The organism is Pantoea sp. GM_Pan_4, assembly GCF_026541005.1.
In the GTDB taxonomy this organism is placed as follows: domain Bacteria; phylum Pseudomonadota; class Gammaproteobacteria; order Enterobacterales; family Enterobacteriaceae; genus Pantoea; species Pantoea dispersa.
Genome location: NZ_JALNUZ010000003.1, coordinates 204,582 through 228,668 on the forward strand (window position 1 = coordinate 204,582; position 24,087 = coordinate 228,668).

The following is a 24,087-nucleotide window of genomic DNA, read 5'->3' on the forward strand; positions in this document are numbered from 1 at the left end:
AGATGACGCTTTCACGCTGGGTGGGTCTGGTACTGCTGGCGGTGCTGCTGGCTTACGCGTTTGTGCTGCCGCTGATTCAGCACGGCGATCCGCTACAGCAGGATTTGCTGCAGATGCTGCAGACGCCCAACCGCAGCCATTTGCTCGGTTTCGACCATCTCGGTCGCGATATGTTAACGCGCCTCAGCGCCGCGCTGCGCCTGTCACTCGGGCTGGCAGCCCTGTGCGTGATCAGTGCGCTGATAGCGGGCGTGTTCACCGGTGTGCTCAGTGCACTGTACTGTGGCTGGCCTGAGCGATTGCTGAGCATCGTTGGCGATATGTGCCTCGCGCTGCCGGGATTGCTGCTGGTACTGCTACTGGCCGCCATTGCGCCAGACGCGCCCCAGATGCTGTGGCTGGGCATTTCGCTGGTGCTGTGGGTGGAATTTTTCCGCGTCACGCGTGCCACGCTGCGGCCAATTGTGCAGGCGCCCGGTATGCAGGCCAGCAAACTGCTCGGGTTCACTGCCTGGTATCGTTTTCGTCATCATCTGTGGCCTGCGCTGGCACCGGTGCTGCTGACGCTAACCTTGTTCTCTTTCAGCAGCGCCATCATGGCGGTGTCGGCGCTCGGGTTTATCAGCGTTGGCGTGCGTCCGCCCACGCCGGAGCTGGGCCTGATGATGACCGAACTGCTGCCGTTTGCGTGGGAAGCGCCGTGGCTGCTGATGCAGCCGGTAGCCGCACTGTTTTTACTGTTGATCAGCCTCAATCTGCTGATGAAAAAGGAGCGATGATGAAGGGATTACAGATCACCGGGCTGAGCGTTGCCACAGCGACTGAAACACTGGTTGAGCCGGTGGATGTGCGGCTACAACCTGGTCGGCCGCTGACGCTGCTCGGCGAAACCGGATCGGGGAAAAGTCTGCTGGCGCAGGCGATCATGGGGATATTGCCGCCATCGCTGCAGGCCAGCGGTGAGTTGATGATCAACGGCAGACGCTTTCAGCTGCCGCAGGATACGGCGCAGCTGCGTCGGTTGTGGGGCAATACGCTGGCTTCACTGCCGCAGGAGCCGTGGTTGTCGCTCGATCCGACCATGGCGATTCAGCAACAGGTGGCGGAAGGGCATCGCTTCGTGCGCGGTTTGCCGCCCGCCGCCAGCGCTGCAGCGGCGCAGCAGGATCTGCAGCAGCTTGGCCTGGCCGCGGCGGCACGGCGTTATCCGTGGCAGCTTTCCGGCGGCATGGCACAGCGCGCCGCGTTTGCGGCAGCCCGTGCCGGTGGCGCGCAGGTTCTGATTGCCGATGAGCCGACCAAAGGGCTGGATGTGGCGCGCCGCGACGGAGTCAGCCAGCTGTTACAGCGCGAAGTGGCCGATGGCGGCATGCTGTTGACCATCACCCATGACATCACCCTGGCACGCCAGCTGGGCGGCGACGTGCTGGTAATACATAAAGGCAGCGTGATTGAACAGGGCCCGGCGCAGCAGGTGTTGCAGTCACCGCAGCAGCCTTACACGCGCGCGCTGCTGGCTGCCGATCCGGCCGTCTGGCCCGCCCGACAACAAACGGTGATCGGTGCCAGGCCGGTGATCAGCGCCCAGGACATTGTGCTGGCGCGCGGGGGCAAAAGGCTGGGTGTGCCACGCGATTTCACGCTGCACGCCGGTGAAATCGTTGGCCTGCACGGTGCCAGCGGCAGCGGCAAAAGCAGCTTCGGCGACGTGCTGTTAGGGTTGCTCGCGCCGCAGCAGGGCCGCGTAACGCACCACGCTGATGCGGATGCGCTGAAATATCAGAAAATCTATCAGGATCCTTCCGCGCTGTTTCCGCCGCAGCGCACGCTGGGGCAAAGCATCAACGATGTGCTGCGGCGTCACGCTCTCCCGCCGGCACAGCGCGATGCGCTCATGACGCGGCTGGCTTTGCATCCCGCGCTGCTGACGCGGCGACCAGAGGCGCTCTCCGGCGGCGAACTGCAGCGCTTCGCGCTGCTACGGGTGATGCTGCTGCGGCCGGTATTTCTGTTTGCCGATGAGCCGACGTCACGCCTCGATCCGCTGGTGCAGCAGCAAACATGGCAGTTGATCGTGGAACTGGCGCGCGAGCAGCAGTGCGCGGTGCTGCTGGTGAGTCATGACCGCGATCTGCTGGAGAAAGGCACGCATCGGGTGATCGCCATGGAAGCGGCTTAGCGACCGGGCGGCTGGCTGTCACCGGGCCCGAGACTCCGTTGCATTACCACGGTGTCCAGCCAGCGGCCATGTTTGTAACCCACCGATTTCATCACGCCGGTGTGCTCAAAACCGAGCGCCCGGTGTACTCCCAGCGAGCCCTGGTTGGCGCTGTCACCGATAATCGCGATGATCTGGCGAAAGCCAGCGGCTTCGGCCAGCGCCACCGCTTTTTGCAGCAGCGCCTTACCGATGCCGCGTCCGGTTTGCTGCGGGTCGAGATAGATAGAGTCTTCCAGCGTGAAGCGGTAGGCATAACGCGGACGATACGGCGCGAGATAGCAGTAACCCAGCACCTGATCCTGCTCTTCAGCCACCAGCCAGTAACCGCCGCGCTCATGCACGTCATTGATACGCCGCAGCATTTCACTCTCCGCCGGCGGTTCCGTTTCGAAGGTTGCGGTGCCGTGCAGCACGTGCCAGGCGTAAATCTTCTGTATCGCCGCCGCGTGATGCGGCTGCGCGGGAATAATGTCCATATGTTCCTGCTGTTCTGCCAATGATGCTGACAGCATGCCACCGCGCCGCAGCGCAATCATCCGCATTAGTCATAGGAAATTGTGATAGTCAGGCGCAGCGAAATTTCTTTAATTCTGCTCTGACAACTGTACCGCCATGGTGTCGGCTTCTAGCGCCTCAAAGATGTGCGGTTCATCGGCGGGATAACAAATATAATCGCCCGGGAACAGTTCGACCGGCGATTCCATCAGGCCAACCCGCGCGCGGCCGCGTGCCAGGATGATGTGTTCGACAGAACCCGGTGGATGCGGTTTTGAGGCGCGCGGTGCGCCGGGCTGGCTGGTGATCAGATACAGATCGCGGCGGCCGCCCGGCGGACAGCTGGCCAGTAGCGCGGCCTGAAAGTCCGCTAACTCTGCTGACACCACCATGCCTTCGCCACGCCGAATCACCTGCATCTTTTTCACTTCCGGCTCCATCAGCCGTGCAAACGGAATATTCAGCGCCACACACAGTGACCATAACGTCTCAATGCTGGGATTACCGTTGCCTGCCTCCAGTTGCGACAGCGTTGACTTGGCGATGCCAGCGCGGCGCGCCACTTCCGTCAGCGAAAGTCCGGCGCGCTGGCGTTCGCGCACCAGTCCGGCGGCAATGATAGCAATGGGCGGGGTCACAATTACTCCTGTTCTTTATATCGAACGATTTGTTCATCTTGTAAAACAAGTACGGCGCGTTCATTATAACGGCTTTCTTGTTCGTTATGAGATCAAATTGTGATGCGTCTGGGTGCCGTACCGCTTGATCGCGGCGTATTGAAAGCGATCTTCCTTGTTTGTCTGGCCGACGGCATCGTTGGCCTCTCCTATGGTTCTCTCGCCGCTGCTGACGGTTTTCCGCTCTGGGTGCCGATTGCGCTCTCGACGCTGGTGCTGGCGGGGGCGTCCGAGTTTTTATTTATCGGCATCGTGGCGGGCGGCGGCAGTCCGTTAACCGCTGCCGCTGCAGGTTTACTGGTCAACGCGCGTCATCTGCCGTTTGGCATTGCGGTGAAAGACCTGGTCGGGCAGGGCGGACGCAGCCTGCTGGGCTGCCATATCATGAATGACGAGAGCGTGGTGTTCGGTATTTCACAGCCAAAGCTGGCGCAGCGTCGGGCGGCTTACTGGATTTGCGGACTGGGTATTTTTGCCATCTGGCCGCTCACGGTGATTGCCGGTGCGGTGATTGGACGCTTTATTCCTGATGTGTCGGCGATTGGCCTGGACGCGGTGTTTCCGGCCATCCTGATCGCGCTGATTTTCCCGGCGCTGCGCCAGCGTCGCACGCGCATTCCGGCCACCTTCGGTGCACTGCTGTCCGTACTGGCAACGCCTTTTGTGCCAGCCGGTATGCCGGTGCTGTTTTCTTTACTCGGTTTGCTGAGCTGGCGGGAGCGCAAAGATGCAAAATAGTTTAGTGATTGCCGGCATCGCGCTGCTGGCTGCAGGGACGTATGCGATTCGCTTTGCCGGTTACCGGCTGGGCAGCCGGATGCACATGTCGGAACGTGTGCGCAACATGCTGTCCGACGCGGCAACGGTGCTGCTACTGGCTGTCGCTGTCACCACCGCGCTGTTTGAGGGCACCGATTTCGCCGGCGTCGCGCGACTGACCGGCGTGTTGTTCGCGGTGTTTCTCGCCTGGCGTCGCGCGCCATTGATACTGGTAATCATCGGTGCGGCTGTGATGACGGCGCTGCTGCGCTATTTTGGCGTGCCTTAAGCGGCGGCGTTATCTTTTCATCACGTTTTTTTGCTACTGTGGCAAGTCCGCAGTTAGCTCAACAGGAGTAAAGATGACGCCGTGACTAGCCCACATTGATGAAACACCGGCCCTATGGCGAATCCGTAATCTTGCCATTCGGCATGGCTGTCGTGAGGTTTACTCCGCTGAGATCATTGCCGCATGGACGCCGGACGAATTACCGCATGCTTACTACGATGCCGTGAAAAATAATCCTTTTTATGTGATTGATGATGCAAAGTACGGTGTGGCTGCGACCGGCTTTCTCGATCTGCAAAGCGACAGCGTTGAAGCGATTTTTACTTTGCCAGCCTGCCACGGTAAAGGCTATGCCAGTGCGATTATGCACGCCATTATTGCTGAAGCACGCCGTCGTGCGTTTAGCCACCTGACACTGGCTGCGACACCGAATGCCAGTGGTTTTTATTTACGTCACGGTTTCAGCACGCTGCGCGAGGCGCTTTATCCCTCTGCGCTGGCCGGTGCGGATTTAGCGTGTATCGAAATGCAGCTCAGGCTTTGCAGCTATGATTAGGGATAGTGAGTACAACAAGGACAACGCGAAAATGGTGATTAACTGCGTGGTGTATCGCCACGGCAAACGCGAAGAGCATGTCGAAGTCGATCAAATCAGCGAAGTGCTGAAAGAGGAAAAATCGTTCGTCTGGCTTGGCCTGTATCAACCCGATCCGGCGTTCATGCAAACGCTGCAGGAGGAGTTTAGCCTGCATGAGCTGGCGATTGAGGATGCGCTGGTGGCGCATCAGCGGCCCAAGATTGAGCAGTACGGCGAATCGGTATTTATCGTGGTGAAAACCGCACACATGGAAGATCGCCAGCGCATCAGCTTTGGCGAAACCCACTTTTTCCTCGGCAAAAATTTTCTGATTACCGTGCGTCACGGTTCGGTTGAGGGCTATAAAGCGATCCGCGCCAAAGCCGAGAAAAATCATGCCATGCTGTGCCAGGGACCCGGCTATGCGCTCTACTGCATTCTCGATTTTATCGTCGACAACTACAGCAAAATCACCGAATCGCTGAGTGAACGTATTGCTGACCTGGAAGACGGCATGTTCACCACCCGCTTTGACAGCGTCACGCTGGAGAATGTCTACCACTTGCGGCGTCAGCTGCTGTCGTTGCGCAATGCGGCGATGCCGGTGACAGAGATCTGCCCGCAGCTGGTGCGCTTCCATGAAGATATCATCCCGAAAAATCTGCGCGCCTATCTGCGCGACGTGCAGGATCACGCGCACCACGTCATGATTGATGCCGAAGACATGCGCGAAACGCTGGCCAGCGCCATGCAGGTGAATCTGGCGCTGGTCTCGGTACAGCAGAGTGAGGTGAATAAAAAGCTGGCCGGCTGGGGGGCAATACTGATTGTGCCGACTATCATCTTCAGTATGTACGGTATGAACTTCTCAGACATGCCAGAGCTGCACAGCCACTTTGGCTATCCGGCGGCGCTGGCGGTCACGCTGGTGATCTGTTTCGTTATGTGGTGGCGACTGAAAAAAGCGGGCTGGCTGTAAGCGTGATGGCCTGCGCGCGCTGTCACCAGACGCGCAGGCCAGGGCGATTTCAGCCTGAAATCGCCACGCTTCATTAGCCTCAATGCGCGCTGGCAGTAGGGCGCACCGTGATCTCATTGACATCAACTTCGCCAGGCTGATTAATGGCCCAGCTCACCGCCTGCGCAATGGCTTCGGGTTTTAACGCAATCTGGCGATAGCTCTGCATGGCCACGCGTGCGGTCTCGTCAGTGATGGTGTCCGCCAGTTCCGATTCCACCACGCCGGGATTAATGACCGTCACACGCAGCTGGCGCGATTCCTGACGCAGGCCATCCGAAATGGCGCGAACCGCGAATTTTGTGGCGCAGTACACCGCTGCCGTCGGCGATACCGCCAGCGCACCAATCGAGGCGATATTGATGATATGGCCGCTTTGCTGCGATTCCATGACCGGCAGCACGGCAGCGATGCCGTACAGTACGCCACGCACGTTGACGTCGAGCATACGATCCCATTCATCCACCTTCAGCGCACTGAGCGGCGACAGCGGCATAACGCCGGCATTGTTGATCATCACATCAATCCGGCCATATTTATCGCGGGCAAAATCGGCCAGCTGCTGCGTATCGGCACGCTGCGTCACGTCGGTGGCCAGATAATCCAGTTGTGCGCCGCTGGCACGCAGTTCATCACACAGTATCGCCAGCCGATCGGTACGGCGCGCGCCCAGCACCAGTTTATGCCCCTGACTGGCCAGCAGACGCGCTATCGCTTCGCCGATGCCGCTGCTGGCGCCGGTCAGAATAATCACTTTCGCATTGGAATGAGCCATGATGGTTTCCTCGTGTTGGTTGACTAGGCTATTGTGGAAAACGCCGGCTAAAGCGAACAGACCGGATTGTGGCGCATCATTGCCTGATTCTCTCGTCACGGTTGTGAGTAAGGAATAAACCTGGCTATGCTTTGCCTGAACCTCTCACCGGAAATCCGTTATGTCGCAAACCGTACAACAGCAGACCTGCGCGCTGCTGCGCCAGCTGGCACCGCAGGAAGGTTATACCGCCTCACTGCTCGACAGCGTGCGCTTTATGCGTGCCGACCGGCAGTGGGCGCGCACGCCGGTTCTTTATGAGCCGAGCATCATCATTATCTGTCAGGGCTCGAAGCGGGCGTTTCTGGCCGACAAAATGTATCGCTACGACGCACAGCACTATCTGGTGTTGTCGGTGCCGCTGCCGTTCTCCGCTGAGACTGAAGCGACCTCGGCTGAACCGCTGCTGGGGCTGGCTATCCGTCTGGATGCGGCCACGCTGGCACGACTGGTGACGCAGGTCGCAGCGGCAGACATTCCGCTTGCGGAGACACCAGCCAGCATTATTTCGACGCCGGTAAATGAGACGCTGGCGGACAGCACGCTGCGCCTGTTGCAGGCGCTGAGCGATCCGCTTGAAGCGCAGGTTTTAGGCCCGGCACGGGTAGAAGAGATTTGCTTTCGTGTGTTGCTGGGTGAGCAGGGCGGTGCGGTGCGCGCAGCGCTGACCTATCAGGGGCATTTTGGCCGCATCGCGCGGGCGTTGCAGCGCATTCATGCTGACTGGCAGCAGCCGCTGGATGTGCCGCATCTGGCCAGCGAAGCGGGCATGAGCGTTCCGCGCTTCCATCTGCATTTCAAAAGCGTCACGCAGACCTCGCCGATTCAGTATCTCAAGTCGCTGCGGCTGCATCAGGCGCGTTTGATGATGATTCGCGATAATCTCACCGCTGCCGGTGCCGCCGCACGCGTTGGTTACGAAAGTGATTCACAGTTTAACCGGGAGTTTAAGCGGATGTTTGGTCGCACCCCGGCTGACGAGGCGCGGGTGATGAAACGCGCCTTTGCGCTGCTGCCGCCGGAACAGTTATCCGCGCGGCTACAGGCGCATTAGGTCAGTACGCAATGACGATTGCCGCCACCACGCCGATCCAGAACAGCAGGCTGGCAGCCAGTGCCAGCTGGCACAGTAACCGGCGGGAAAAACTCAGCAGCGCACTGAGGCGCGGCGATAACATTAATACCATAATCATCCCTCACAACAGCCAGCAACTGTTCAGCGCAGCCCCATCACGGCAACCACCAGCAGAATCCAGAAAAATGCACAACCTGTCAGCAGGAAACGCCAGATCAGATGGCGTTCGGGAGTCAGCAGCGATTGCAGACGCATACGAAGAAGCAGTGGCATAGCGACCTCAAATCAGAAAGTTTTACAGGGAATATCCGGCAGCTGAGAACAGAAAATTCTGTCAGCGAATAAGAACATTCTGACGTGTTATAAGGCCGCGAAACGACAAGACCAGTCTTGAAAACAGGCTGAGAAATACCTTAGCAGGCAGGCGATAGCCACAGCGGATATCAGGTGCCGCTGTGGCCAGCTGGCACAGCAAAGCCGGTTACACGCTGCGCGTGACGCCGCCGTCCACGCGAAGATTCTGCCCGGTGATATAAGCCGCGCCGGGCGAAGCAAGAAACGCAATGGTAGCCGCCACTTCTGCAGCCGTGCCATAGCGCTGCATGGGCACGCTGTCGCGCCGTTCATCCGTTTTCGGCAGGCTATCAATCCAGCCTGGCAGGACGTTATTGATACGAATATTCTCAGCTGCGTAGGTGTCGGCAAAGATTTTACTGAAAGAAGCCAGACCGGCACGGAACACGGCCGAGGTCGGGAACATGTCGGTGGGTTCAAACGTCCATGCCGATGAGATATTAATGATACTGCCGCCACCCTGCTGCTGCATGATCGGCGTGACCAGGCGTACAGCGCGCACCACGTTGAGGAAGTAGGTTTCCATTCCCTGCTGCCACGCATCATCGCTTAATTCAAGGATCGGCGCGCGCGGACCGTGACCGGCACTGTTAACCAGCACGTCGATACGTCCCCAGCGCGCCAGTGTGGCATCAATCAATTGCTGCAAATCGTCTACTGACTGATTCGAACCGGTAATGCCGAGCCCGCCCAGACGATTTGCCAGTGCCTCGCCTTTGCCGGAGGAGGAAAGAATCGCAACCCTGAAACCCTCGCTGGCCAGCTTCTCCGCTGCCGCTGCGCCCATACCGCTGCCACCTGCGACAATTACCGCAACTTTTTCTACTGTCATGTGAGTAACCTCATCAATTAAAAATCCTGTGATGCCAGTATAATGGCCTGGAGATGCAGCAGAGAGTCAGCTCAGCTGGCAATTGACGATAGGAAAACTACAGGATGAATCAGGGCTTTCAGGCATTACCGTCGCTGAATGCGCTACGGGTATTCGAAGCCGTGACGCGGCACCTTAATTTTCGCCTCGCCGCTGAAGAGCTCGGCGTGACGCAGGGTGCGGTGGCACAGCATATTCGCGGTCTGGAGGCCAGCCTGGGCCTGAAACTGTTCGATCGGTTGCCGCGTTCGCTGGCGCTGACCGCTGCCGGTGCAGGCTATGCGGTGCACATTCGCCAGGCATTTGAGCTGATTGATGAGGCGACGCGCACGCTGCGCCCGGAGCCGGATCGCCTGACGCTGAGCGTAACACCGACCTTTGCCAGCCGCTGGATGCTGCCGCGTTTACCGGCATTTACCGCGGCCTGGCCGGATATCGACCTGCGCGTGCTGGCCTCTGAACGGCTGGTGCAGTTTCACCATGAAGGCGTCGATCTGGCGGTGCGCTATGGCCGGCCGCCGTTTGGTAGCGGGCTGGAGGCCACGCTGCTGTTTAGCCAGACGGTGCTGGCGGTGGTCAGCCCGGCGCTGCTGGCACAACACGGTGATGCAGCGCAGCCAGAAAATTGCCTGCGCTATCCGCTGCTGCACGATGGCCATCACCTGTGGCCGGCGTTCCTGGCGTTTATGTTCCCCGGGCAGTCGCTGCAGCATCAGCATCATCTGCGCTTCAACCAGACCGCGCTGGCACTGGAAGCGGCGCTGAGTGGTCAGGGTATCGCACTGACCAGCCCGCATTTTGTGCAGAACGATCTGGCCAGCGGTCGGCTGGTTCCCGCCTGGCAGCGTGAGATGCCCGTTGATGCCGGCTGGTATCTGGTGGCTCCGCGTCGTCCGCGTGAGCAGGCAACGGTGAGTGCGGTTCGTGCGTGGCTACTCAGTCAGGCGGAGCAGAGCAAAGATTGATGGCTGAGCAATGCGATGCTTTTATGTTCAATAACAAAATCAGTAAAACTGATGATCGCCTGCGAATTATGAATGTTATAATTGACTGAGCATGCATTTTATAAGGTTTATCCTGCCCAGGCAGGGTTTTAGAAAAATATCACGCAAATTCAGCAATTAAGGGAAGGAATTGTGCGTTGCAATCTGCTGAGGGCTGTGAATAAATAAAACGCTGAATTTCATAAAAATGCCATAACGGCCAGGCGACAGCCTGCATAACCGTATTACCACCATGACCGATCATAAAATTCTTTTAGCCAGGGATATCAGCGCCAGAAGTGAAAGCATGCAGGCGCACCTCATCGCCATCCGGCGCGATATTCACGCACATCCGGAACTTGGTTTCGACACCATCCGCACCGCAGCCATCGTGGAACAGGAATTGCTGCGCCTCGGGCTGACGCCGCAAACCGGCGTGGGCCGCACCGGCGTGATGGTGGACATTACCGGCGCGCAGCCGGGCAGGACCGTGCTGCTGCGTGCCGATATGGATGCGCTGCCGATTCATGAGCAAACCGATCTGCCGTTTAGCAGCATCTGGCCGGGTAAAATGCACGCCTGCGGCCATGATATCCACACGGCTACGCTGCTCGGCGTCGCGGCGGTCCTCGCGGACCTGCGCAGCCAGCTGCACGGCACTGTGCGGCTGATTTTTCAGCCGGCGGAAGAGACGCCAGAGAGCGGCGCGCAAGCCATGATTGCTGCCGGCGCAGCGGACGGCATTGATGTGGCGATCACGCTGCACAATAAGCCAGAGCTGGCCGCAGGAGAAATCGCCCTGACGCGCGGTGCCAGCACCGCCTCCAGCGATGAATTCGACGTAGTGATTCACGGCAAATCCACCCACGCCGCCCGTCCGCACATGGGTACCGATCCGATCATTGCCGCCGCCAGCCTGGTAACGCAGTTGCAGACCATTGTGTCGCGCGAGCTCGATCCGGCGAACTCTGCTGTGCTGACGATTGGCCATATCCACGGCGGCACCACCCATAACATCATCTCCGACAGCTGCCTGATTCAGGGCACCATCCGCGCTAAATCACCGCAGGCGCGCGCTCACATGGAAGGCGCTTTCCGCCGCATCTGTGCCGGTGTCGCGCTGTCGCTCAATACGCGGATTGAGGTCAATTATCAGCGAGGCGTACCGCCGCTGATGAATGATGATGCGCTGATTGATGCACTGGAGCCGATCCTCTCGCACCAGTTCGGCAAGCCGGTGGTGGCAAAACCCAGCAGCAGCTTTGGCGCGGAAGATTTCTCGCTGTTTACTGAGCGTGTGCCGGGCTGTCAAATCCATATCGGCTCTGGCGCGCCGGGGCGCGACGACCATCTGCACAACTCCGACTATCAGCCGGACGAACGCAGCATTCACGCTGGCACACAGGCTCTGGCCCGTATAGCGATCGACTTACTCTCCTGATAATAATGAGGTTTTATGATGATGCGTAAAGGGCTGTTCTCCGCCTCCGCGGGCATGTTGCTGCTGGCTGCTGCCGCTGTGGTTCAGGCCAAAGATTTTGGCACGTTAAAATTCGCCACCGAAGCGGCCTATCCGCCGTTTAACCAGTCCACGCCGAGCGGCAAAATTGTCGGCTACGAGCCCGATATGGTGGCCGAACTGGCGAAACGCGCGGGATTCAAATATGAAATCGTCGCACAGAAGTGGTCCGGACTGATCCCCGGCCTCGCTGATGGCAAATATGATGCGGTGGTCGATGCCGTCACCGTGACGCCAAAACGTGAAGAAGTGGTGGATTTTACCCATCAGTACACCGTGAGCGTTTCGGGCTTCGTCACGCTGAAGGGCAGCGCAGTGGATACCCTGCCGGGCAACGGTGAAGTGGTACAGGCGACCGATGAAGCCGGTATGAACAAAGCCATCGACGCGCTGAAGGCTAAGTTCAAAGGCAAAACCATTGCGGTGCAGGTCGCTACCATTCAGGCCGATTTCCTCAACAAATACCTCGGTGATGTCGCGACTATCCGTACCTATCAGGCCGGCCCGGAAACCTTCGCCGATCTGCTCAATGGCCGGGTTGATGCGGTCATGGCATCGCGCACCAACCTCAATGCTTATGTGAAAAAACACGCGGATACGGTAAACAGCACCGGTTACGGCTTTGTGGGCGGTGTGCTGGGCCAGGGCTCGGCGATTGCCATTCGTAAAAACAATCCGGAGCTGAAAGCCGCGCTGGATCAGGCGCTGGTGTCGATGATCAAAGACGGCACGCTGAAGCAACTGTCAGAGAAATGGTTCGGCGAGAACGTCGCGCCTGCGGAATAATGCTGAGCGCTTATGACTATTGACTGGCAACTGTTAGGTTTTGGTGACGAAGGCTGGGGCGGCGTGCTGCTGGACGCCGCCACCGTCACGGTAACGGTCTCGCTGTGTGCGTGGCTGCTGGGCGCGATGCTCGGCAGCCTGCTGTGCTGGATGCAGATTGGTGGCGGCCGCTGGCAGCAGCGTCTTGCCAGCGGCTACATCACGCTGTTTCGCGGCGTGCCGGAGCTGCTGGTGATCTACCTGTTCTACTTTGGTGGCCGACAGGTGGTCGGGTTTATCGGTGAAGCTATCGGCCTGCAGGGACCGTTTGACGTTAACGGCTTCGTTGCCGGCGCGATCGCCATCGGGCTGATTTCTGGTGCTTATCAGAGCAGCGTATTCCGCGGCGCGTTTTACGCGATTCCTGCCGGCACGCTGGAAGCCGCTACGGTCACCGGTATGGGCCGTTTTATGCTGTTCCGCCGCATGATTGTGCCGCAGGCGCTGCGCACCGCGCTGCCGGGCATGGGTAATCAGTGGCAATCGGTGATTAAGGAGTCGGCGCTGGTATCGGTGACCGGGCTGGTGGAAACCATGAACCAGATTTCCACCGCGTCGAATTCCACCCAGATGCCGTTTTTCTTCTACAGCGTAGGCGCGGTGATTTACCTGATTATCACCACCTGTTCAGATTTCTTCTTCCGCTATGTGGAAAAAGTGGCCATGCGCGGGCAACAACGCGCGCGGTTGTAAGGAGCCACGATGGATTTCACCTTTTTACAGCACACGCTGGCGGCGCTGCTGCGCGGACTGCCGCTGACGCTCAACCTGGCGGTATTATCCCTGCTGGGCGGCGGGATACTGGCGCTGCTGCTGAATCTGCTGCGTCAGCATCGCCTCGGCAGCTACGTTACGCGTTTTTATGTCTGGCTGTTCCGCGGTACGCCGCTGCTGATTCAAATCTTCATGATTTACTATGGCCTCGGCAGCCTGCCGGCGGTGCGCGAAAGCGTGCTGTGGCCGCTGCTGCGTGAGCCCTACTGGTGCGGGTTAATTGCGCTGATTCTCAACGACGCGGCTTACACCGCCGAGATCCTGCGCGGCGGACTGAATGCGGTTAGCGTGCAGTCACTGGAAGCGGCGAAAGTGTGCGGCATGTCGCGCTTCACTTCGCTGCGACGCATCACGCTGCCACTGGCGGTGCGTCAGGCGCTGCCGGCCTACAGCAATGAGATCATCTCGATGATCAAATCCACATCGCTGGTGAGCACCATCAGCCTGATGGAGATGACCGGCATCGCCGACTCCATCGTGTCAGAAACCTTCCGCGCGCTGGAGGTGTTTATCAGCGCGGCGATTATCTATCTGCTGCTGACCGTGCTGGTGAGCAAAGCGGTGGCGCTGCTGGAGCGCCGTTTGTCCCCTTATCACGCTGGAGCACGTTAATGAACAAACCCACTATTGCCCTGAGCCATCTCAGAAAAAGTTATAGCGGGCATGAAGTGCTGCATGACATCAGCCTGACGGCGCAGGATGGCGACGTCATTTCGCTGATCGGCGCCAGCGGCTCCGGTAAAAGTACGCTGCTGCGCTGCATCCCGTTTCTTGAAGTGCCACAGGCCGGTGAGATTGCCGTGGGCGATGAAGTGGTCACCCTCGATAACGCGGACGAAAAGCTGAGCCGTGAACAGCGCCGCCGCATTAAGCTGATGCGCATGCAACTCGGCTTTGTGTTTCAGGGCTTCAATCTGTGGCCGCACAAAACCGTGCTGCAGAACATCATTGAGGCGCCGATCCATGTGCAAAAGCGCAGTCATCAGGAGGCCGTTGCTGAGGCCGAAGCGCTGCTGCAAAAAGTCGGGTTATACGAAAAGCGCAACGCGTGGCCGTCGCAGCTCTCCGGTGGCCAGCAGCAACGCGTGGCGATTGCCCGGGCGCTGGCGCAGCAGCCGAAAGCGATACTGTTTGATGAACCCACTTCCGCGCTCGACCCGGAGCTGGTGGGCGAAGTGCTGCGCGTCATCCGCAGCCTGGCGGAAGAGGGGCGCACCATGATTATCGTCACCCATGAAATGGGGTTTGCGCGCGATGTATCAAACAAAGCGGTGTTTCTGCATCAGGGCAAAATCGAAGAGTCCGGATCGCCGCAGCAGGTGTTTAGCGAACCGATCTCGCCGCGCTGTCGCGCTTTTGTCAGCAGCCACCTGCAGCGCAACAGCTAACCAGATTTGTGCCAATGGTGTTCTAAGCCAAATTATGGAAAAATCGCCCTCCCTCAACGGAGGGCTTTTTTATCGGCGCAGGGAAGGTGCACGTCGTCGCGCACTTCACGTCCATCGATAACCAGCTACCGTCAGGTCTGGCTGCTGTTGCGTCACCGCGCGACAGAGAGGGCCGAAATTTTCCTCATTTTTCTACAGGCGGAGTACGTAATGGGCGCGAAGGTGTGGTTAGTGGATGATGATGTATCCGTGCGTGAGTCGCTGGGATTTCTGCTGCGAACCGTGGACTACGAGGTCGCCGACTTTGCCGACCTGGCATCGTTCGAAACCGCCGCCGCCGGTCAGCAAGCCGTATGCGGCTGTCTGCTGCTTGACGTGCGACAGCCAGAGAGTAGCGGCCTGAGCTGGCTGGCCCGGCAGGGTGCACGCCATCCGCTGCTGCCGGTGATCATCATGACCGGGCACGACACGCTGGAGGCCTGCCGGCGCTTGTTTGCTCAGGGCGCCTTTGCCTTTTTCACCCGGCCGCTGGAGATTGAACCGCTGCTGGAGACGGTCCGGCTGGCGATGCGTGAGAGTGAGCAGCGCGCCAGCCTCTAATGATACCGCGCCGTGTTGCCGCAGAGCGCGCGCCGGGAAGCCAGCGCGCACAGCAGCGGCACCGGCAGGGTAAACAGCAGTAACAGCCACAACAGCACATACACCGCATCCACGCCGTCGTTTTGCAGATTGTTATACAGCTGCGCCGGCATTCCGTGGGGAAACCAGGCGAAAATCATCACAATGCCGAATTCGCCCATCGCCCGCACCCACGCCAGTGCCGTAGCCGACGCCAGGCCCGGTGCGGCCAGGGGCAGCGCCAGCCGCCAGAAGCGCGGCCACGGTGTGGCACCCAGCGTCCGGCCCGCTTCAAGGATCTCCTGCGGCACCGCGATAAACGCCGAGCGTGCGCTGGTGACAAAGTAGGGCAGCGCGCCATACCACTGCGCCAGAATAAAGGCGGCGGGATTGTTCACCAGCGTCCAGCCCAGCTTGCTCAGCAGCTGGCCGGGCAAACTGTACGGACCGTACGCGCTGACCAGCAGGATTCCCATCGCCAGCGGCGGCGTTAGCAGCGGGATCATCACCAGCGTTTCCACCAGCCAGCGTATTTTTCCCCGCGCCTGCGACAGCCACCAGGCCAGCGGTAAGCCGGTCAGAAAAATCAGCACCAGCGCGATCGCTCCCAGACTGAGCGACGTGGTAATCGCCGCGCCGTCACCCCACGCCAGCCGCAGGTGTTGCCAGTGTGTAACGCCCGTCAGGGTGATAAACGGTACGGCCAGCAGCACCAGGGCGGGCAGCGACAGCCACAGCGCGCCAGCATGGCGGATTTTCATGGCGTATAAAGCCCATCGCCCTTCGGTGCGGCATAGCCTTGCTGTTTAAACAGCGCCTGTCCTGACGGACTCAGCATGAAATCTACAAAGGCTTTGCCAGCGGCCGTACCGTGCGGCGCATTCCTGAGCACCGCCGCGTAGTAGACCAGTGGCTGGGTGTGCAGCACTTTATCTTTACCCTGGCTGTCTTTGACGCTAAAGCTGACCGTGTTGTACCACTTAGTCGCCATCGCCGGATTGCTGAGGTTGATTTTATCGGGCAGCGCGATGTAAGGCAGATGGGCAGAGATCACTTCGCTTTCATAGCCCGCAGCTGCATCCACCTGACCGCTCTCGAGCCGCGTCAGCAAGCCACCTTCCAGATGGGTTTGTGCGGGATTCTGGTAACCGCCGAGAATGTGGTCAGCGATGCCGGGCTGCCGGTAATACTTCTGCGCCAGTAGCAGGGTGAAAATGATGTTCTGGCCTTTAGGATCGTTTACCGGATCGGTCCGGCCAAATTTCAGTCCCGGCGCTGCCAGCAGCTGAAGCCAGCGGTCATCATTGCCTTTGGCTGCGGCAAACTGCGGCGCAAACGGCCCCTTCGGGTTATAGGCGATCACCATGCTGGTGCTGGCTACCGGTACTGCGTTGTCGATCAGTCCGGCGTCTTTCAGGATCTGCATCGGACCGGGAGTAATAGACACGAACACGTCAGCAGTGATTTTTTTGCTCGCCAGCAGGCGCGCCATGCCGTAAGCCCCCTGGCCCTGACCTTCATACTTACCGTCATGCTGTTGTGCAAATGCCGGGCCCAGTGCCTGATCCATCACTTTTCCCATCGAGCCGGCATACGTCACGCGGATATCCATAGCGGCCTGCGCCGGTAAACTCAATCCGCCGGCGGCAGTCATTAACAGTAGGGTAAGCGTCTTCACGCGGAGATTCCTTATCGCTATATAAATGAGTAAATATCGATTATCGGAATTCTCCGTTTTAGCGCAAGGTAAAATCTGTTGCGAAATCCTGCGGTCGCGCGCCAGTGCCGGGTTTTAGTGCCATTGCAACGCGCGCTGAGAGAAAAAATTCATTTACCGATCCGTGAGCTACCGCAAACACAGGCGGCCAGCCGTCTGCTGGTTAAATAAGCGGCTATAGTTATCCCAGTTGGATTATTTTGCATGCCGCTGGGCGTGCACCTTTTCCTCATTTGCCTGGAGCCCGTTACTACGTCACGAGGTTTAACGTGTTTGCCGATCTTTCCTGGAAAATTATTCATCAGGTCATCAACCAAACCATCGCTGAGATGGTCGATGAACAGCAAACGCTGGACGTGCTGAGCCTGCGCAGGCGCTTAAGGGAAATGGCGGAGAACGAAACTAACGAGGAGATGGTGCTGTGTTACTGGCAGGCCAGCAAAGTGCTGACGCGTTTGCCGCCCACCGTCACTGCCAGCCAGCTGATAGAAGAGGCGCGCCATGCGTTCCGCAGTCCGCCCAGTCACGATTCGCTTTAACGCGAAATGCTTTTCTTTCCCCGTTGCGCTTAACAGCCTCTAATTGGCTGAAATTTAATCATAATCATGCAATACGCTCTGCTAGACTTCCTGGGTTAACAACGCTGAAAACAGAGGACAGTAATGAAAATCAAAAGTTATGCCGCACACAACGCTGGTGATGCGCTGGTACCGTACGAGTACGAAACCGGTCCGCTGGCGGCGGAAGAAGTGCTGGTTGAGGTCGATTACTGCGGTGTGTGCCATTCTGATTTGTCGATGATTGATAACGAGTGGGGCATTTCCTCTTATCCGGTCATTGCCGGTCACGAAGTGATTGGTCGCATCAGCGCACTCGGCGATGCGGCGCAGGACAAAGGATTGAAGGTCGGCCAGCGCGTGGGTATCGGCTGGACCGCGAAAAGCTGCCAGCACTGTGATGCCTGCATCAACGGCGAGCAGGTCAACTGTGAGAACGGTTCAGTGCCCACCATCATGAATAAAGGCGGTTTCGCCAGCCATCTGCGCGCCGACTGGCAGTGGGTGATTCCGCTGCCGGAATCCATGGACATCACCTCTGCCGGTCCGCTGCTGTGCGGTGGGATTACCGTGTTTAAACCGCTGCTGATGCACCATGTAACGGCCACCAGCCGCGTCGGCGTTATCGGTATTGGCGGCCTCGGCCATATGGCGATCAAACTGCTGCGCGCCATGGGTGCTGAAGTTACGGCGTTCAGTTCGAATGCCAGCAAAACCGAATCCATCAAAGCCATGGGCGCCGATCGTGTGGTCAACAGCCGCGATCCTCAGGCGCTGAACGCGCTGGCCGGGCAATTTGATTTGATTATCAGCACCGTAGCCGTCGATCTGGACTGGCAGCCGTACTTCCAGGCGCTGGCTCCGCACGGTAAGTTCCACACCGTGGGCGCGGTGATGAAGCCATTTGAAGTGCCGGCGTTCAGTCTGATTCTGGGCGATCGCGCGGTAACGGGTTCTTCTACCGGTTCACCGGGCCAGCTGCGTAAGCTGATGCGTCTGGCGTCACGCGCCGATGTGGCACCGCAGGTGGAAGAGTTCCCGATGTCAAAAATCAATGAAGCGCTGGATCACGTACGCGCCGGTAAAGCTAATTACCGCGTGGTGCTGAAGGCCGATTTCTGAGGCGGATAACACGCTGACATTTGTCAGACAAAACGGCGGATGGGGGATCATCCGCCGTTTTTTACGCCTTATCCCTGCGAATCATCCTTTTCGCCGAGGAAGAAATACCACAGCGGAATCGACATCAGCGCGGTGAACACCGTGGTGTAAAGCGCGATCATAAAGCCCTGCGTCAGATACATGGTCAGCGTCCAGTGGCTGAACGGGATGCCGTATTGATCGATCACGCCGCCGATAATCGCATTGCTCATCACCGTACCGACAATCAGCGCCAGAATAAACAGCCCACGCAGGTAGTAACGCATCTCCTTGCGTTTCACCGTGAAGCGCGCCCGCACGATACCGAGCGGCGACTGCTGCGCAGCGAGAATTTCCGCTTCGCTCATCGGCGCACGTTGTTGTCTGCGCCAGCGCAGTACGTCCACCAGCACGAAGGCCAGCAGGCTGACGCCCATCACCGGCAGGGCATAACCGAGCGCCAGCGCCAGCATCAGGCAGACCCCTTTGGCATAGTGCGGCAGCGCCAGCCAGCTTGCGCTCAGGGTTTGCGCCGGGCTGGCCTGATCGAGAGCCGGGCGGCGCAGCCACCACATGCGATAACCCAGCACAATCATGCTGCATAAACCCAGGCCAAACAGCGCCAGCAACAGCTGATTAGGCCAGCCAAACAGCACGCCCATGTGCGCATCGACACCCCAGCGCGTCAGTTTTGCCACCAGCGGGAAGCGATCAAACCAGACGTGATCGACAATCGCGAAGCTTTGCGGATTCACGGACACCGCATCCACCTGCGTGGGCCAGCTGCGATCAATCTCACTGACCGTCCAGGCTTTGCCCTCGCTTTTCGGCTGGCGCAGCTCAACTTTAGCCGCGCGGATGCCATCCTGACGCGCCGCCGCCAGCACGCGATCCCAGTCAGCGTCAGCGGCATTTGCCGGCAGTGACTTCGCTGGCTGCGTCGCCGATTTCGCCATCGACGACATCGGCATGCTGGTCATGTCCATGTCCGGCATACTGCGGTGATCGGCGTGAGGATCCGCCGGCGCGGCGGGCGCATCACCGCTGAGCGCCGTATTCACCTGTGGCGTCAGCCAGTTAAGCTCGGTGCGCATCTTATCGATATTGCCACCTGCCCATTGTGACCAGGTGAGGCCGGTAACGGAGAAGAACAGCAGCCCGAGCAGCAGCGTCAGCCCCAGCGTGATGTGCCAGTGCCGGGTGAAGGCAAACCCCTTTCGCACGGTTTTCAGCCGGCGTTTTGGTCGCGTGCCCAGCCACAGCAGCACGCCGCCGAGCGCGGCCACCCACAGCCAGCTCGCCGCCAGTTCGCTGTAGTTGCGACCAAAGTCACCGAGTAACAGGCTGCTGTGCAGCAGATCGAGCGTGGTGCGCAGCGGCAACACGCCACTGGTGCCGTACACCGTCATGTCGCCGGTTACTTTGAGGCTGTAGGGATCGATAAACACCGCGCGCGACTGCGACGGACCGAGTGTGGCATCGCTGAACTGTACGCGCGTGGTATCGCGCGCGGCGGGCGCGGGTCGAACCGCATAAATGTGCTGATTTTCGCCCGCATAGGCGCGTGCCGCGGCGATCTGCGCCGAGAGCGGTTGCACATTGCCCTGCGGCTGCGCGGTGAGCGCATCGGCGTAGATCAGATTTTCCAGCTGCGGCGTCAGCACATACAGCGTGCCGCTGAGCGCCGCCACGAAGATGAACGGCGCGACAAACAGGCCAATGTAAAAATGTAAGCGGCGTAGCAGATTAAGCACCGCGCCGCGCGGTGCTGCAGAGTGAACAGCAGACAAAGCCGTCTTCCTTCCGATAAGAGAATGTCAGGGCACAGCGCAGGCGTTGTACCGATTAATGAGATTCAGCAGGAAAGAAAAACCGGTGGCGCGCGCGGACGATGGGTACCGCTGAAGCGGCGCGGCCGGGGTGCCACCAGCGGCGGCAGCGGTGGGGCACGCGAGATCACCAGCATCAGCCAGATGAACGGGATAAACACCCACATCATCAGCGGAACATGCACCAGCAAATCGCAATAGCCGCAGGCAAATTCGCCGTCGTCCATGTTGTGATGCATCATACCCGGCATCGCCATCTCCATCGGCATATCGTGATGGTGCATTGGCATGGCAGATGAAGGGCTGTGCGACGCCACGGGGTCAATGCGCGTTTGCCGCTCCAGCAGCGTTTTCGACACAATCGGCGCGACGAACAGCAGCAGCACCGCCACAATGGCGACGCAGGCGGTCAGGCGCTGGCGAAAGTGATAGGAAAACGTCATGGCAAATACTGAGTGCTTCAACAAATGAGGCCGAAGTGTAACGCGATTGCCGCACAAGGGTTAATAAAAGTGAGGCTGGGAGCGACAAAATTCGCACCTTTTGAAAAGGGTCACTTAACGTGGTGTGTTTGTTAACTTAATTGCAACCTGATGAGTACATTAGGGAAACACTATTTCTCATTGCTGAAGGATGAGCGGTGTCTGATGGCATAACCTGTCATTGCTCAGAATTTGTGGTCGCCATTAATGGCGACCCTACAAGGTATTGGCACTATTTGCACAGGGTGCGCATTGATCCGCACCGATATAAACAGGTCACTTGCAACTTTATTGCACGCCATCGATCGCAATCAGCAAGGAATTACACGATTTTCGTAGGGTGCGCATTTATGCGCACCGATATAAACGGGCGGCTCGTTGTTTAACTCTTTTCATTTACAGGGAAGCCTCTCAGTATGAGCCGGGCCTTAAAATATCGATCGCCCCAGCCGCTCCGTGAGTTTCTCCAGCATGGCGGTGCCGGCCAGCGAGTTACCGGAATGATCCAGCGCCGGTGACCAGACGGCAATACTCATCTCACCGGGAATCACTGCGACAATCCCGCCGCCGACGCCGGATTTAGCTGGCATGCCCACGCGCCAGGCAAACTCACCGGCGCCGTCGTACATGCCGCTGGTCATCATCAGTGCGTTCACCTGCCGCGCCTGGCGTGCAGAGATCACCGCCCACTCATCATCCAGCGTGCGGCCGTGATTGGCGAGATAGAGAAACGTGCGCGCCAGTTCGCTGCAGCTCATCGCCAGCGAGCAGTAGTGAAAGTAGGTTTCCATTACTTTACTGACGTCATTATGAAAGTTGCCAAACGACTTCATCAGCCAGGCAATGGCGGCGTTACGTGCCGAGTGCTCATATTCAGAGCGCGCGACCGCACGGTCATACTGAATGTCCGGCTGCTGTGCCAGACGACGCACAAACTCCAGCATGCGCTGGCGTGGCGCGGTGAGTCGGCTTTCCAGCAAATCGCACATTACCAGCGCGCCGGCGTTAATGAATGGATTGCGCGGCTTTCCCTGTTCCAGTTCAAGCTGCACCAGAGAATTGAATGCCTGGCCGGATGGCTCTTTGCCCACGCGCTGCCAGATCTCGGCGTCCTCGTACAGCGTCAGCGCGACGGTAAGCGACAGGACTTTGGAGATGGACTGGATTGAAAAACGCGTGCCCGCATCGCCGGCCTGATAGCTGCGTCCATCGGCGGTGGCAATGGCGATGCCCAGTTGATCGGCATCCACGCCGGCCAGCGCCGGGATATAATCTGCCACTTTCCCCTGACGGGTGAGGGGGCGTACGTCCGTGACAATCTCTTCAAGCAATGCATTACTGAGTTCCGACACCTTGTGGCTCCGGGGTGACTAATCCTGGCGCGATCATGGTGATTTGCCGTCGGCGCGTCAATCCACCGCGCAAAATTCTGTGAGCATGCTGCAGCAAGCCTGCACCGCGTAGCGGATTTTCTGCCCGGTTTGTTGCGCCCGATCGCAACCCAGCCTGGCGCCTACGCCACATCGCGCGGCCTGAGGTAAAATTATGTTGCGAATGATTGAGTTACCGATCAGGTAATTTTGGTTATGCTAAGCCCAAACTCTTTCCGGCGCTGCCAATGCGCTCAACAGTTGTAATTGAGGATGACGATGTCTGCCTTACCTGATGCCACCGAGCCTGCCAACGCGATGCGCGCCGGGCGCTTTATGCTGCTGCAAAAACTGCTGCGACGCGATAAAACCCCGCTGGCATTGCTGCTGCTGGCCGCGCTGGTCGGTATCCTTACCGGGCTGGTGGGTGTGGCTTTCGATCGCGCGGTCAATTTTATTCTCCACCTGCGGATCTGCTGGCTGACAGAGCGTGCGGATAACCTGGCCATGGCGTTGCTGAGCGCGTTTTTTATTTCGGCGCTGCTGGGCGGCATCGGCTATTTTCTGGTGCGCCGCTTCGCGCCAGAGGCGGGAGGCTCGGGCATTCCGGAAATCGAGGGCGCGCTGGAAGAGCTGCGCCCGGTGCGCTGGTGGCGCGTGCTGCCGGTTAAATTTATCGGCGGCATGGGCGCGCTGGGCTCTGGCATGGTGCTGGGACGCGAAGGACCCACGGTGCAGATTGGCGGCAACATCGGTGGTATGTGCCTCGATCTGTTTCGCGTGCGCGATTCTGAATCACGCCATACGCTGCTGGCGACCGGTGCCGCGGCGGGGCTTTCGGCGGCGTTCAACGCGCCGCTGGCCGGCATTTTGTTCATTATCGAAGAGATGCGCCCGCAGTTTCGCTATAGCCTGATATCGATAAAAGCGGTGTTTGTTGGCGTGATCATGTCGAGCATTGTCTTTCGCGTGCTCAACGGTAACGAAGCCATCATTAATATCGGTCAGCTGCGTGACGCGCCCACTGAGACACTGTGGCTCTATCTGGTGCTGGGTGTGCTGTTTGGCGGCTGCGGCGTGGCGTTCAACCGGCTGATATTTCTCGCACAGGACCAGTTTCAGCGCCTGCATCTCGGACGTACCGGGCGCTGGGTGCTGTTCGGTAGCCTGCTGGCCGGACTGTGCGGCGTGCTGGGTTTACTGCTGCCGCAGGCGGTGAGCGGCGGAACGACGCTGATTCCGGATTTCGCTACCGGACACTATGGCGCGCTGGCGCTGTTTGCTCTCTTCGCGCTGCGCACGCTGGTCACCATTTGCTGCTTCTCTTCAGGCGCGCCGGGCGGTATTTTTGCGCCCATGCTGACGCTGGGCACGCTGCTGGGCACCTGCTTTGGTCAGTTGAGCGCCGACTGGTTCCCGCATTATCAGCTGGAAGCCGCCACCTTTGCCGTCGCCGGGATGGGCGCGCTGTTCGCCGCCTCGGTGCGCGCGCCGCTTACCGGCATCGTGCTGGTGCTGGAAATGACCAATAACTATCAACTGATTCTGCCGATGATCATCACCTGCCTGGGCGCAACGCTGGCGGCGCAGTTCTTTGGTGGCAAACCGCTTTATTCCTCAATCCTGGCGCGCACCCTGGCCAAAGCACAGCTCACTAACCGCGCCAGCGCCCGGACGGAATAGGTATTATCCCGGCTTATCGAAGCGCGACTAAAGCCGGGTGGAAAGATATCAC

General features: G+C 59.0%; 28 protein-coding genes. 17 read left to right on the forward strand and 11 right to left on the reverse strand.

Going from position 1 to position 24,087, the window contains the following annotated elements:
* Positions 1 to 2: 2 nt before the first annotated feature.
* Positions 3 to 779 (forward strand): ABC transporter permease subunit, encoded by a 777-nt coding sequence (locus OXR61_RS09940; RefSeq protein ID WP_031279964.1) that lies wholly within the window; start codon positions 3 to 5, stop codon positions 777 to 779.
* Positions 779 to 2,179: an ATP-binding cassette domain-containing protein gene (locus tag OXR61_RS09945; protein WP_021508852.1), complete on the forward strand. Its 1,401-nt coding sequence runs from the start codon at positions 779 to 781 to the stop codon at positions 2,177 to 2,179. The genes OXR61_RS09940 and OXR61_RS09945 overlap by 1 nt, the downstream gene beginning before the upstream one ends.
* Here OXR61_RS09945 and OXR61_RS09950 read toward each other — a convergent pair.
* Together OXR61_RS09950 and OXR61_RS09955 are read right to left on the reverse strand one after the other, a co-directional pair.
* On the reverse strand, positions 2,176 to 2,697 hold the full coding sequence (locus tag OXR61_RS09950; RefSeq protein WP_031279967.1) for a GNAT family N-acetyltransferase: 522 nt from the start codon (positions 2,695 to 2,697) through the stop codon (positions 2,176 to 2,178). The two genes, OXR61_RS09945 and OXR61_RS09950, sit on opposite strands and share 4 nt — an antisense overlap.
* A 108-nt stretch (positions 2,698 to 2,805) precedes the next feature.
* Positions 2,806 to 3,354, reverse strand: coding sequence for an XRE family transcriptional regulator (locus OXR61_RS09955; RefSeq protein WP_021508854.1), 549 nt, complete (start codon positions 3,352 to 3,354; stop codon positions 2,806 to 2,808).
* Between the two features lie 102 nt (positions 3,355 to 3,456).
* Here OXR61_RS09955 and OXR61_RS09960 point away from each other — a divergent pair, with 102 nt between their 5' ends.
* From OXR61_RS09960 to corA, 4 genes are all read left to right on the forward strand, one after another.
* Positions 3,457 to 4,131, forward strand: a complete 675-nt coding sequence (locus OXR61_RS09960) for an AzlC family ABC transporter permease (protein ID WP_267412150.1) — start codon at positions 3,457 to 3,459, stop codon at positions 4,129 to 4,131.
* The gene (locus OXR61_RS09965) at positions 4,121 to 4,441 is read left to right on the forward strand and encodes an AzlD domain-containing protein (protein ID WP_021508856.1); all 321 of its coding nucleotides are present in this window, start codon (positions 4,121 to 4,123) and stop codon (positions 4,439 to 4,441) included. The genes OXR61_RS09960 and OXR61_RS09965 overlap by 11 nt, the downstream gene beginning before the upstream one ends.
* A 94-nt stretch (positions 4,442 to 4,535) precedes the next feature.
* Positions 4,536 to 4,997 (forward strand): GNAT family N-acetyltransferase, encoded by a 462-nt coding sequence (locus OXR61_RS09970; protein WP_267412151.1) that lies wholly within the window; start codon positions 4,536 to 4,538, stop codon positions 4,995 to 4,997.
* Positions 4,998 to 5,028: 31 nt separating this feature from the next.
* Positions 5,029 to 5,997, forward strand: coding sequence for a magnesium/cobalt transporter CorA (corA, locus tag OXR61_RS09975; protein WP_021508858.1), 969 nt, complete (start codon positions 5,029 to 5,031; stop codon positions 5,995 to 5,997).
* Between the two features lie 79 nt (positions 5,998 to 6,076).
* Here corA and OXR61_RS09980 read toward each other — a convergent pair whose 3' ends face one another.
* Entirely contained in the window at positions 6,077 to 6,811 is a 735-nt protein-coding gene (locus OXR61_RS09980; RefSeq protein ID WP_021508859.1) for an SDR family oxidoreductase, read from the reverse strand.
* Between the two features lie 160 nt (positions 6,812 to 6,971).
* Here OXR61_RS09980 and OXR61_RS09985 point away from each other — a divergent pair, with 160 nt between their 5' ends.
* Positions 6,972 to 7,904 carry an AraC family transcriptional regulator gene (locus OXR61_RS09985; protein ID WP_021508860.1) on the forward strand — a complete coding sequence of 311 codons (933 nt, stop codon included), beginning with the start codon at positions 6,972 to 6,974 and terminating at the stop codon, positions 7,902 to 7,904.
* Position 7,905: 1 nt separating this feature from the next.
* Here OXR61_RS09985 and OXR61_RS09990 read toward each other — a convergent pair whose 3' ends face one another.
* From OXR61_RS09990 to OXR61_RS10000, 3 genes are all read right to left on the reverse strand, one after another.
* Positions 7,906 to 8,037 carry a hypothetical protein gene (locus tag OXR61_RS09990; RefSeq protein WP_254919538.1) on the reverse strand — a complete coding sequence of 44 codons (132 nt, stop codon included), beginning with the start codon at positions 8,035 to 8,037 and terminating at the stop codon, positions 7,906 to 7,908.
* A gap of 29 nt (positions 8,038 to 8,066) precedes the next feature.
* On the reverse strand, positions 8,067 to 8,198 hold the full coding sequence (locus tag OXR61_RS09995) for a hypothetical protein (RefSeq protein WP_021508862.1): 132 nt from the start codon (positions 8,196 to 8,198) through the stop codon (positions 8,067 to 8,069).
* Between the two features lie 208 nt (positions 8,199 to 8,406).
* Entirely contained in the window at positions 8,407 to 9,111 is a 705-nt protein-coding gene (locus OXR61_RS10000) for an SDR family oxidoreductase (protein WP_021508863.1), read from the reverse strand.
* Between the two features lie 104 nt (positions 9,112 to 9,215).
* Here OXR61_RS10000 and OXR61_RS10005 point away from each other — a divergent pair, with 104 nt between their 5' ends.
* The 7 genes from OXR61_RS10005 (at position 9,216) to OXR61_RS10035 (ending at position 15,239) form a co-directional block, all read left to right on the forward strand.
* Positions 9,216 to 10,115: a LysR substrate-binding domain-containing protein gene (locus OXR61_RS10005; RefSeq protein ID WP_021508864.1), complete on the forward strand. Its 900-nt coding sequence runs from the start codon at positions 9,216 to 9,218 to the stop codon at positions 10,113 to 10,115.
* Positions 10,116 to 10,386: 271 nt separating this feature from the next.
* Entirely contained in the window at positions 10,387 to 11,574 is a 1,188-nt protein-coding gene (locus OXR61_RS10010; RefSeq protein WP_031279968.1) for a M20 family metallopeptidase, read from the forward strand.
* 18 nt (positions 11,575 to 11,592) lie between these two features.
* Positions 11,593 to 12,438: a transporter substrate-binding domain-containing protein gene (locus OXR61_RS10015; RefSeq protein WP_040679841.1), complete on the forward strand. Its 846-nt coding sequence runs from the start codon at positions 11,593 to 11,595 to the stop codon at positions 12,436 to 12,438.
* A gap of 12 nt (positions 12,439 to 12,450) precedes the next feature.
* Positions 12,451 to 13,170 carry an ABC transporter permease subunit gene (locus OXR61_RS10020; RefSeq protein ID WP_058776116.1) on the forward strand — a complete coding sequence of 240 codons (720 nt, stop codon included), beginning with the start codon at positions 12,451 to 12,453 and terminating at the stop codon, positions 13,168 to 13,170.
* Between the two features lie 9 nt (positions 13,171 to 13,179).
* Positions 13,180 to 13,863: an ABC transporter permease subunit gene (locus OXR61_RS10025; RefSeq protein ID WP_021508868.1), complete on the forward strand. Its 684-nt coding sequence runs from the start codon at positions 13,180 to 13,182 to the stop codon at positions 13,861 to 13,863.
* The gene (locus OXR61_RS10030) at positions 13,863 to 14,639 is read left to right on the forward strand and encodes an ATP-binding cassette domain-containing protein (RefSeq protein ID WP_021508869.1); all 777 of its coding nucleotides are present in this window, start codon (positions 13,863 to 13,865) and stop codon (positions 14,637 to 14,639) included. Before OXR61_RS10025 ends, OXR61_RS10030 begins: the two co-directional genes overlap by 1 nt.
* 210 nt (positions 14,640 to 14,849) lie before the next feature.
* Positions 14,850 to 15,239, forward strand: coding sequence for a response regulator (locus OXR61_RS10035; RefSeq protein WP_021508870.1), 390 nt, complete (start codon positions 14,850 to 14,852; stop codon positions 15,237 to 15,239).
* Here the strand turns inward: OXR61_RS10035 and OXR61_RS10040 are convergent.
* Together OXR61_RS10040 and OXR61_RS10045 are read right to left on the reverse strand one after the other, a co-directional pair.
* Positions 15,236 to 16,018, reverse strand: coding sequence for an ABC transporter permease (locus OXR61_RS10040; protein ID WP_021508871.1), 783 nt, complete (start codon positions 16,016 to 16,018; stop codon positions 15,236 to 15,238). The genes OXR61_RS10035 and OXR61_RS10040 overlap by 4 nt on opposite strands.
* Entirely contained in the window at positions 16,015 to 16,911 is an 897-nt protein-coding gene (locus OXR61_RS10045; protein WP_021508872.1) for an extracellular solute-binding protein, read from the reverse strand. The genes OXR61_RS10040 and OXR61_RS10045 overlap by 4 nt, the downstream gene beginning before the upstream one ends.
* Positions 16,912 to 17,243: 332 nt before the next feature.
* Here OXR61_RS10045 and OXR61_RS10050 point away from each other — a divergent pair, with 332 nt between their 5' ends.
* Together OXR61_RS10050 and OXR61_RS10055 are read left to right on the forward strand one after the other, a co-directional pair.
* On the forward strand, positions 17,244 to 17,513 hold the full coding sequence (locus tag OXR61_RS10050) for a hypothetical protein (RefSeq protein ID WP_010616678.1): 270 nt from the start codon (positions 17,244 to 17,246) through the stop codon (positions 17,511 to 17,513).
* 123 nt (positions 17,514 to 17,636) lie between these two features.
* Positions 17,637 to 18,653: an NAD(P)-dependent alcohol dehydrogenase gene (locus OXR61_RS10055; protein ID WP_021508873.1), complete on the forward strand. Its 1,017-nt coding sequence runs from the start codon at positions 17,637 to 17,639 to the stop codon at positions 18,651 to 18,653.
* A gap of 68 nt (positions 18,654 to 18,721) precedes the next feature.
* Here OXR61_RS10055 and OXR61_RS10060 read toward each other — a convergent pair whose 3' ends face one another.
* From OXR61_RS10060 to glsB, 3 genes are all read right to left on the reverse strand, one after another.
* Positions 18,722 to 20,461, reverse strand: coding sequence for a DUF2534 family protein (locus tag OXR61_RS10060; RefSeq protein WP_021508874.1), 1,740 nt, complete (start codon positions 20,459 to 20,461; stop codon positions 18,722 to 18,724).
* A 65-nt stretch (positions 20,462 to 20,526) separates the two neighbouring features.
* Positions 20,527 to 20,943, reverse strand: coding sequence for a DUF2946 domain-containing protein (locus OXR61_RS10065; RefSeq protein ID WP_021508875.1), 417 nt, complete (start codon positions 20,941 to 20,943; stop codon positions 20,527 to 20,529).
* 467 nt (positions 20,944 to 21,410) lie between these two features.
* The gene (gene glsB, locus OXR61_RS10070; protein ID WP_021508876.1) at positions 21,411 to 22,334 is read right to left on the reverse strand and encodes a glutaminase B; all 924 of its coding nucleotides are present in this window, start codon (positions 22,332 to 22,334) and stop codon (positions 21,411 to 21,413) included.
* 336 nt (positions 22,335 to 22,670) lie between these two features.
* Between glsB and clcA the strand changes: the two genes are divergently transcribed.
* Entirely contained in the window at positions 22,671 to 24,035 is a 1,365-nt protein-coding gene (clcA, locus tag OXR61_RS10075; RefSeq protein WP_031279970.1) for a H(+)/Cl(-) exchange transporter ClcA, read from the forward strand.
* Positions 24,036 to 24,087: the final 52 nt, after the last annotated feature.

Coding starts and splice junctions, on each gene's coding strand:
- OXR61_RS09940 (WP_031279964.1), top strand. CDS start 3: ATGACGCTTTCACGCTGGGTGGGTCTGGTACTGCTGGCGGTGCTGCTG.
- OXR61_RS09945 (WP_021508852.1), top strand. CDS start 779: ATGAAGGGATTACAGATCACCGGGCTGAGCGTTGCCACAGCGACTGAA.
- OXR61_RS09950 (WP_031279967.1), bottom strand. CDS start 2,697: ATGGACATTATTCCCGCGCAGCCGCATCACGCGGCGGCGATACAGAAG.
- OXR61_RS09960 (WP_267412150.1), top strand. CDS start 3,457: ATGCGTCTGGGTGCCGTACCGCTTGATCGCGGCGTATTGAAAGCGATC.
- OXR61_RS09965 (WP_021508856.1), top strand. CDS start 4,121: ATGCAAAATAGTTTAGTGATTGCCGGCATCGCGCTGCTGGCTGCAGGG.
- corA (WP_021508858.1), top strand. CDS start 5,029: ATGGTGATTAACTGCGTGGTGTATCGCCACGGCAAACGCGAAGAGCAT.
- OXR61_RS09980 (WP_021508859.1), bottom strand. CDS start 6,811: ATGGCTCATTCCAATGCGAAAGTGATTATTCTGACCGGCGCCAGCAGC.
- OXR61_RS09985 (WP_021508860.1), top strand. CDS start 6,972: ATGTCGCAAACCGTACAACAGCAGACCTGCGCGCTGCTGCGCCAGCTG.
- OXR61_RS09990 (WP_254919538.1), bottom strand. CDS start 8,037: ATGGTATTAATGTTATCGCCGCGCCTCAGTGCGCTGCTGAGTTTTTCC.
- OXR61_RS09995 (WP_021508862.1), bottom strand. CDS start 8,198: ATGCCACTGCTTCTTCGTATGCGTCTGCAATCGCTGCTGACTCCCGAA.
- OXR61_RS10000 (WP_021508863.1), bottom strand. CDS start 9,111: ATGACAGTAGAAAAAGTTGCGGTAATTGTCGCAGGTGGCAGCGGTATG.
- OXR61_RS10005 (WP_021508864.1), top strand. CDS start 9,216: ATGAATCAGGGCTTTCAGGCATTACCGTCGCTGAATGCGCTACGGGTA.
- OXR61_RS10010 (WP_031279968.1), top strand. CDS start 10,387: ATGACCGATCATAAAATTCTTTTAGCCAGGGATATCAGCGCCAGAAGT.
- OXR61_RS10015 (WP_040679841.1), top strand. CDS start 11,593: ATGATGCGTAAAGGGCTGTTCTCCGCCTCCGCGGGCATGTTGCTGCTG.
- OXR61_RS10020 (WP_058776116.1), top strand. CDS start 12,451: ATGACTATTGACTGGCAACTGTTAGGTTTTGGTGACGAAGGCTGGGGC.
- OXR61_RS10025 (WP_021508868.1), top strand. CDS start 13,180: ATGGATTTCACCTTTTTACAGCACACGCTGGCGGCGCTGCTGCGCGGA.
- OXR61_RS10030 (WP_021508869.1), top strand. CDS start 13,863: ATGAACAAACCCACTATTGCCCTGAGCCATCTCAGAAAAAGTTATAGC.
- OXR61_RS10035 (WP_021508870.1), top strand. CDS start 14,850: ATGGGCGCGAAGGTGTGGTTAGTGGATGATGATGTATCCGTGCGTGAG.
- OXR61_RS10040 (WP_021508871.1), bottom strand. CDS start 16,018: ATGAAAATCCGCCATGCTGGCGCGCTGTGGCTGTCGCTGCCCGCCCTG.
- OXR61_RS10045 (WP_021508872.1), bottom strand. CDS start 16,911: ATGACTGCCGCCGGCGGATTGAGTTTACCGGCGCAGGCCGCTATGGAT.
- OXR61_RS10055 (WP_021508873.1), top strand. CDS start 17,637: ATGAAAATCAAAAGTTATGCCGCACACAACGCTGGTGATGCGCTGGTA.
- OXR61_RS10065 (WP_021508875.1), bottom strand. CDS start 20,943: ATGACGTTTTCCTATCACTTTCGCCAGCGCCTGACCGCCTGCGTCGCC.
- clcA (WP_031279970.1), top strand. CDS start 22,671: ATGCGCGCCGGGCGCTTTATGCTGCTGCAAAAACTGCTGCGACGCGAT.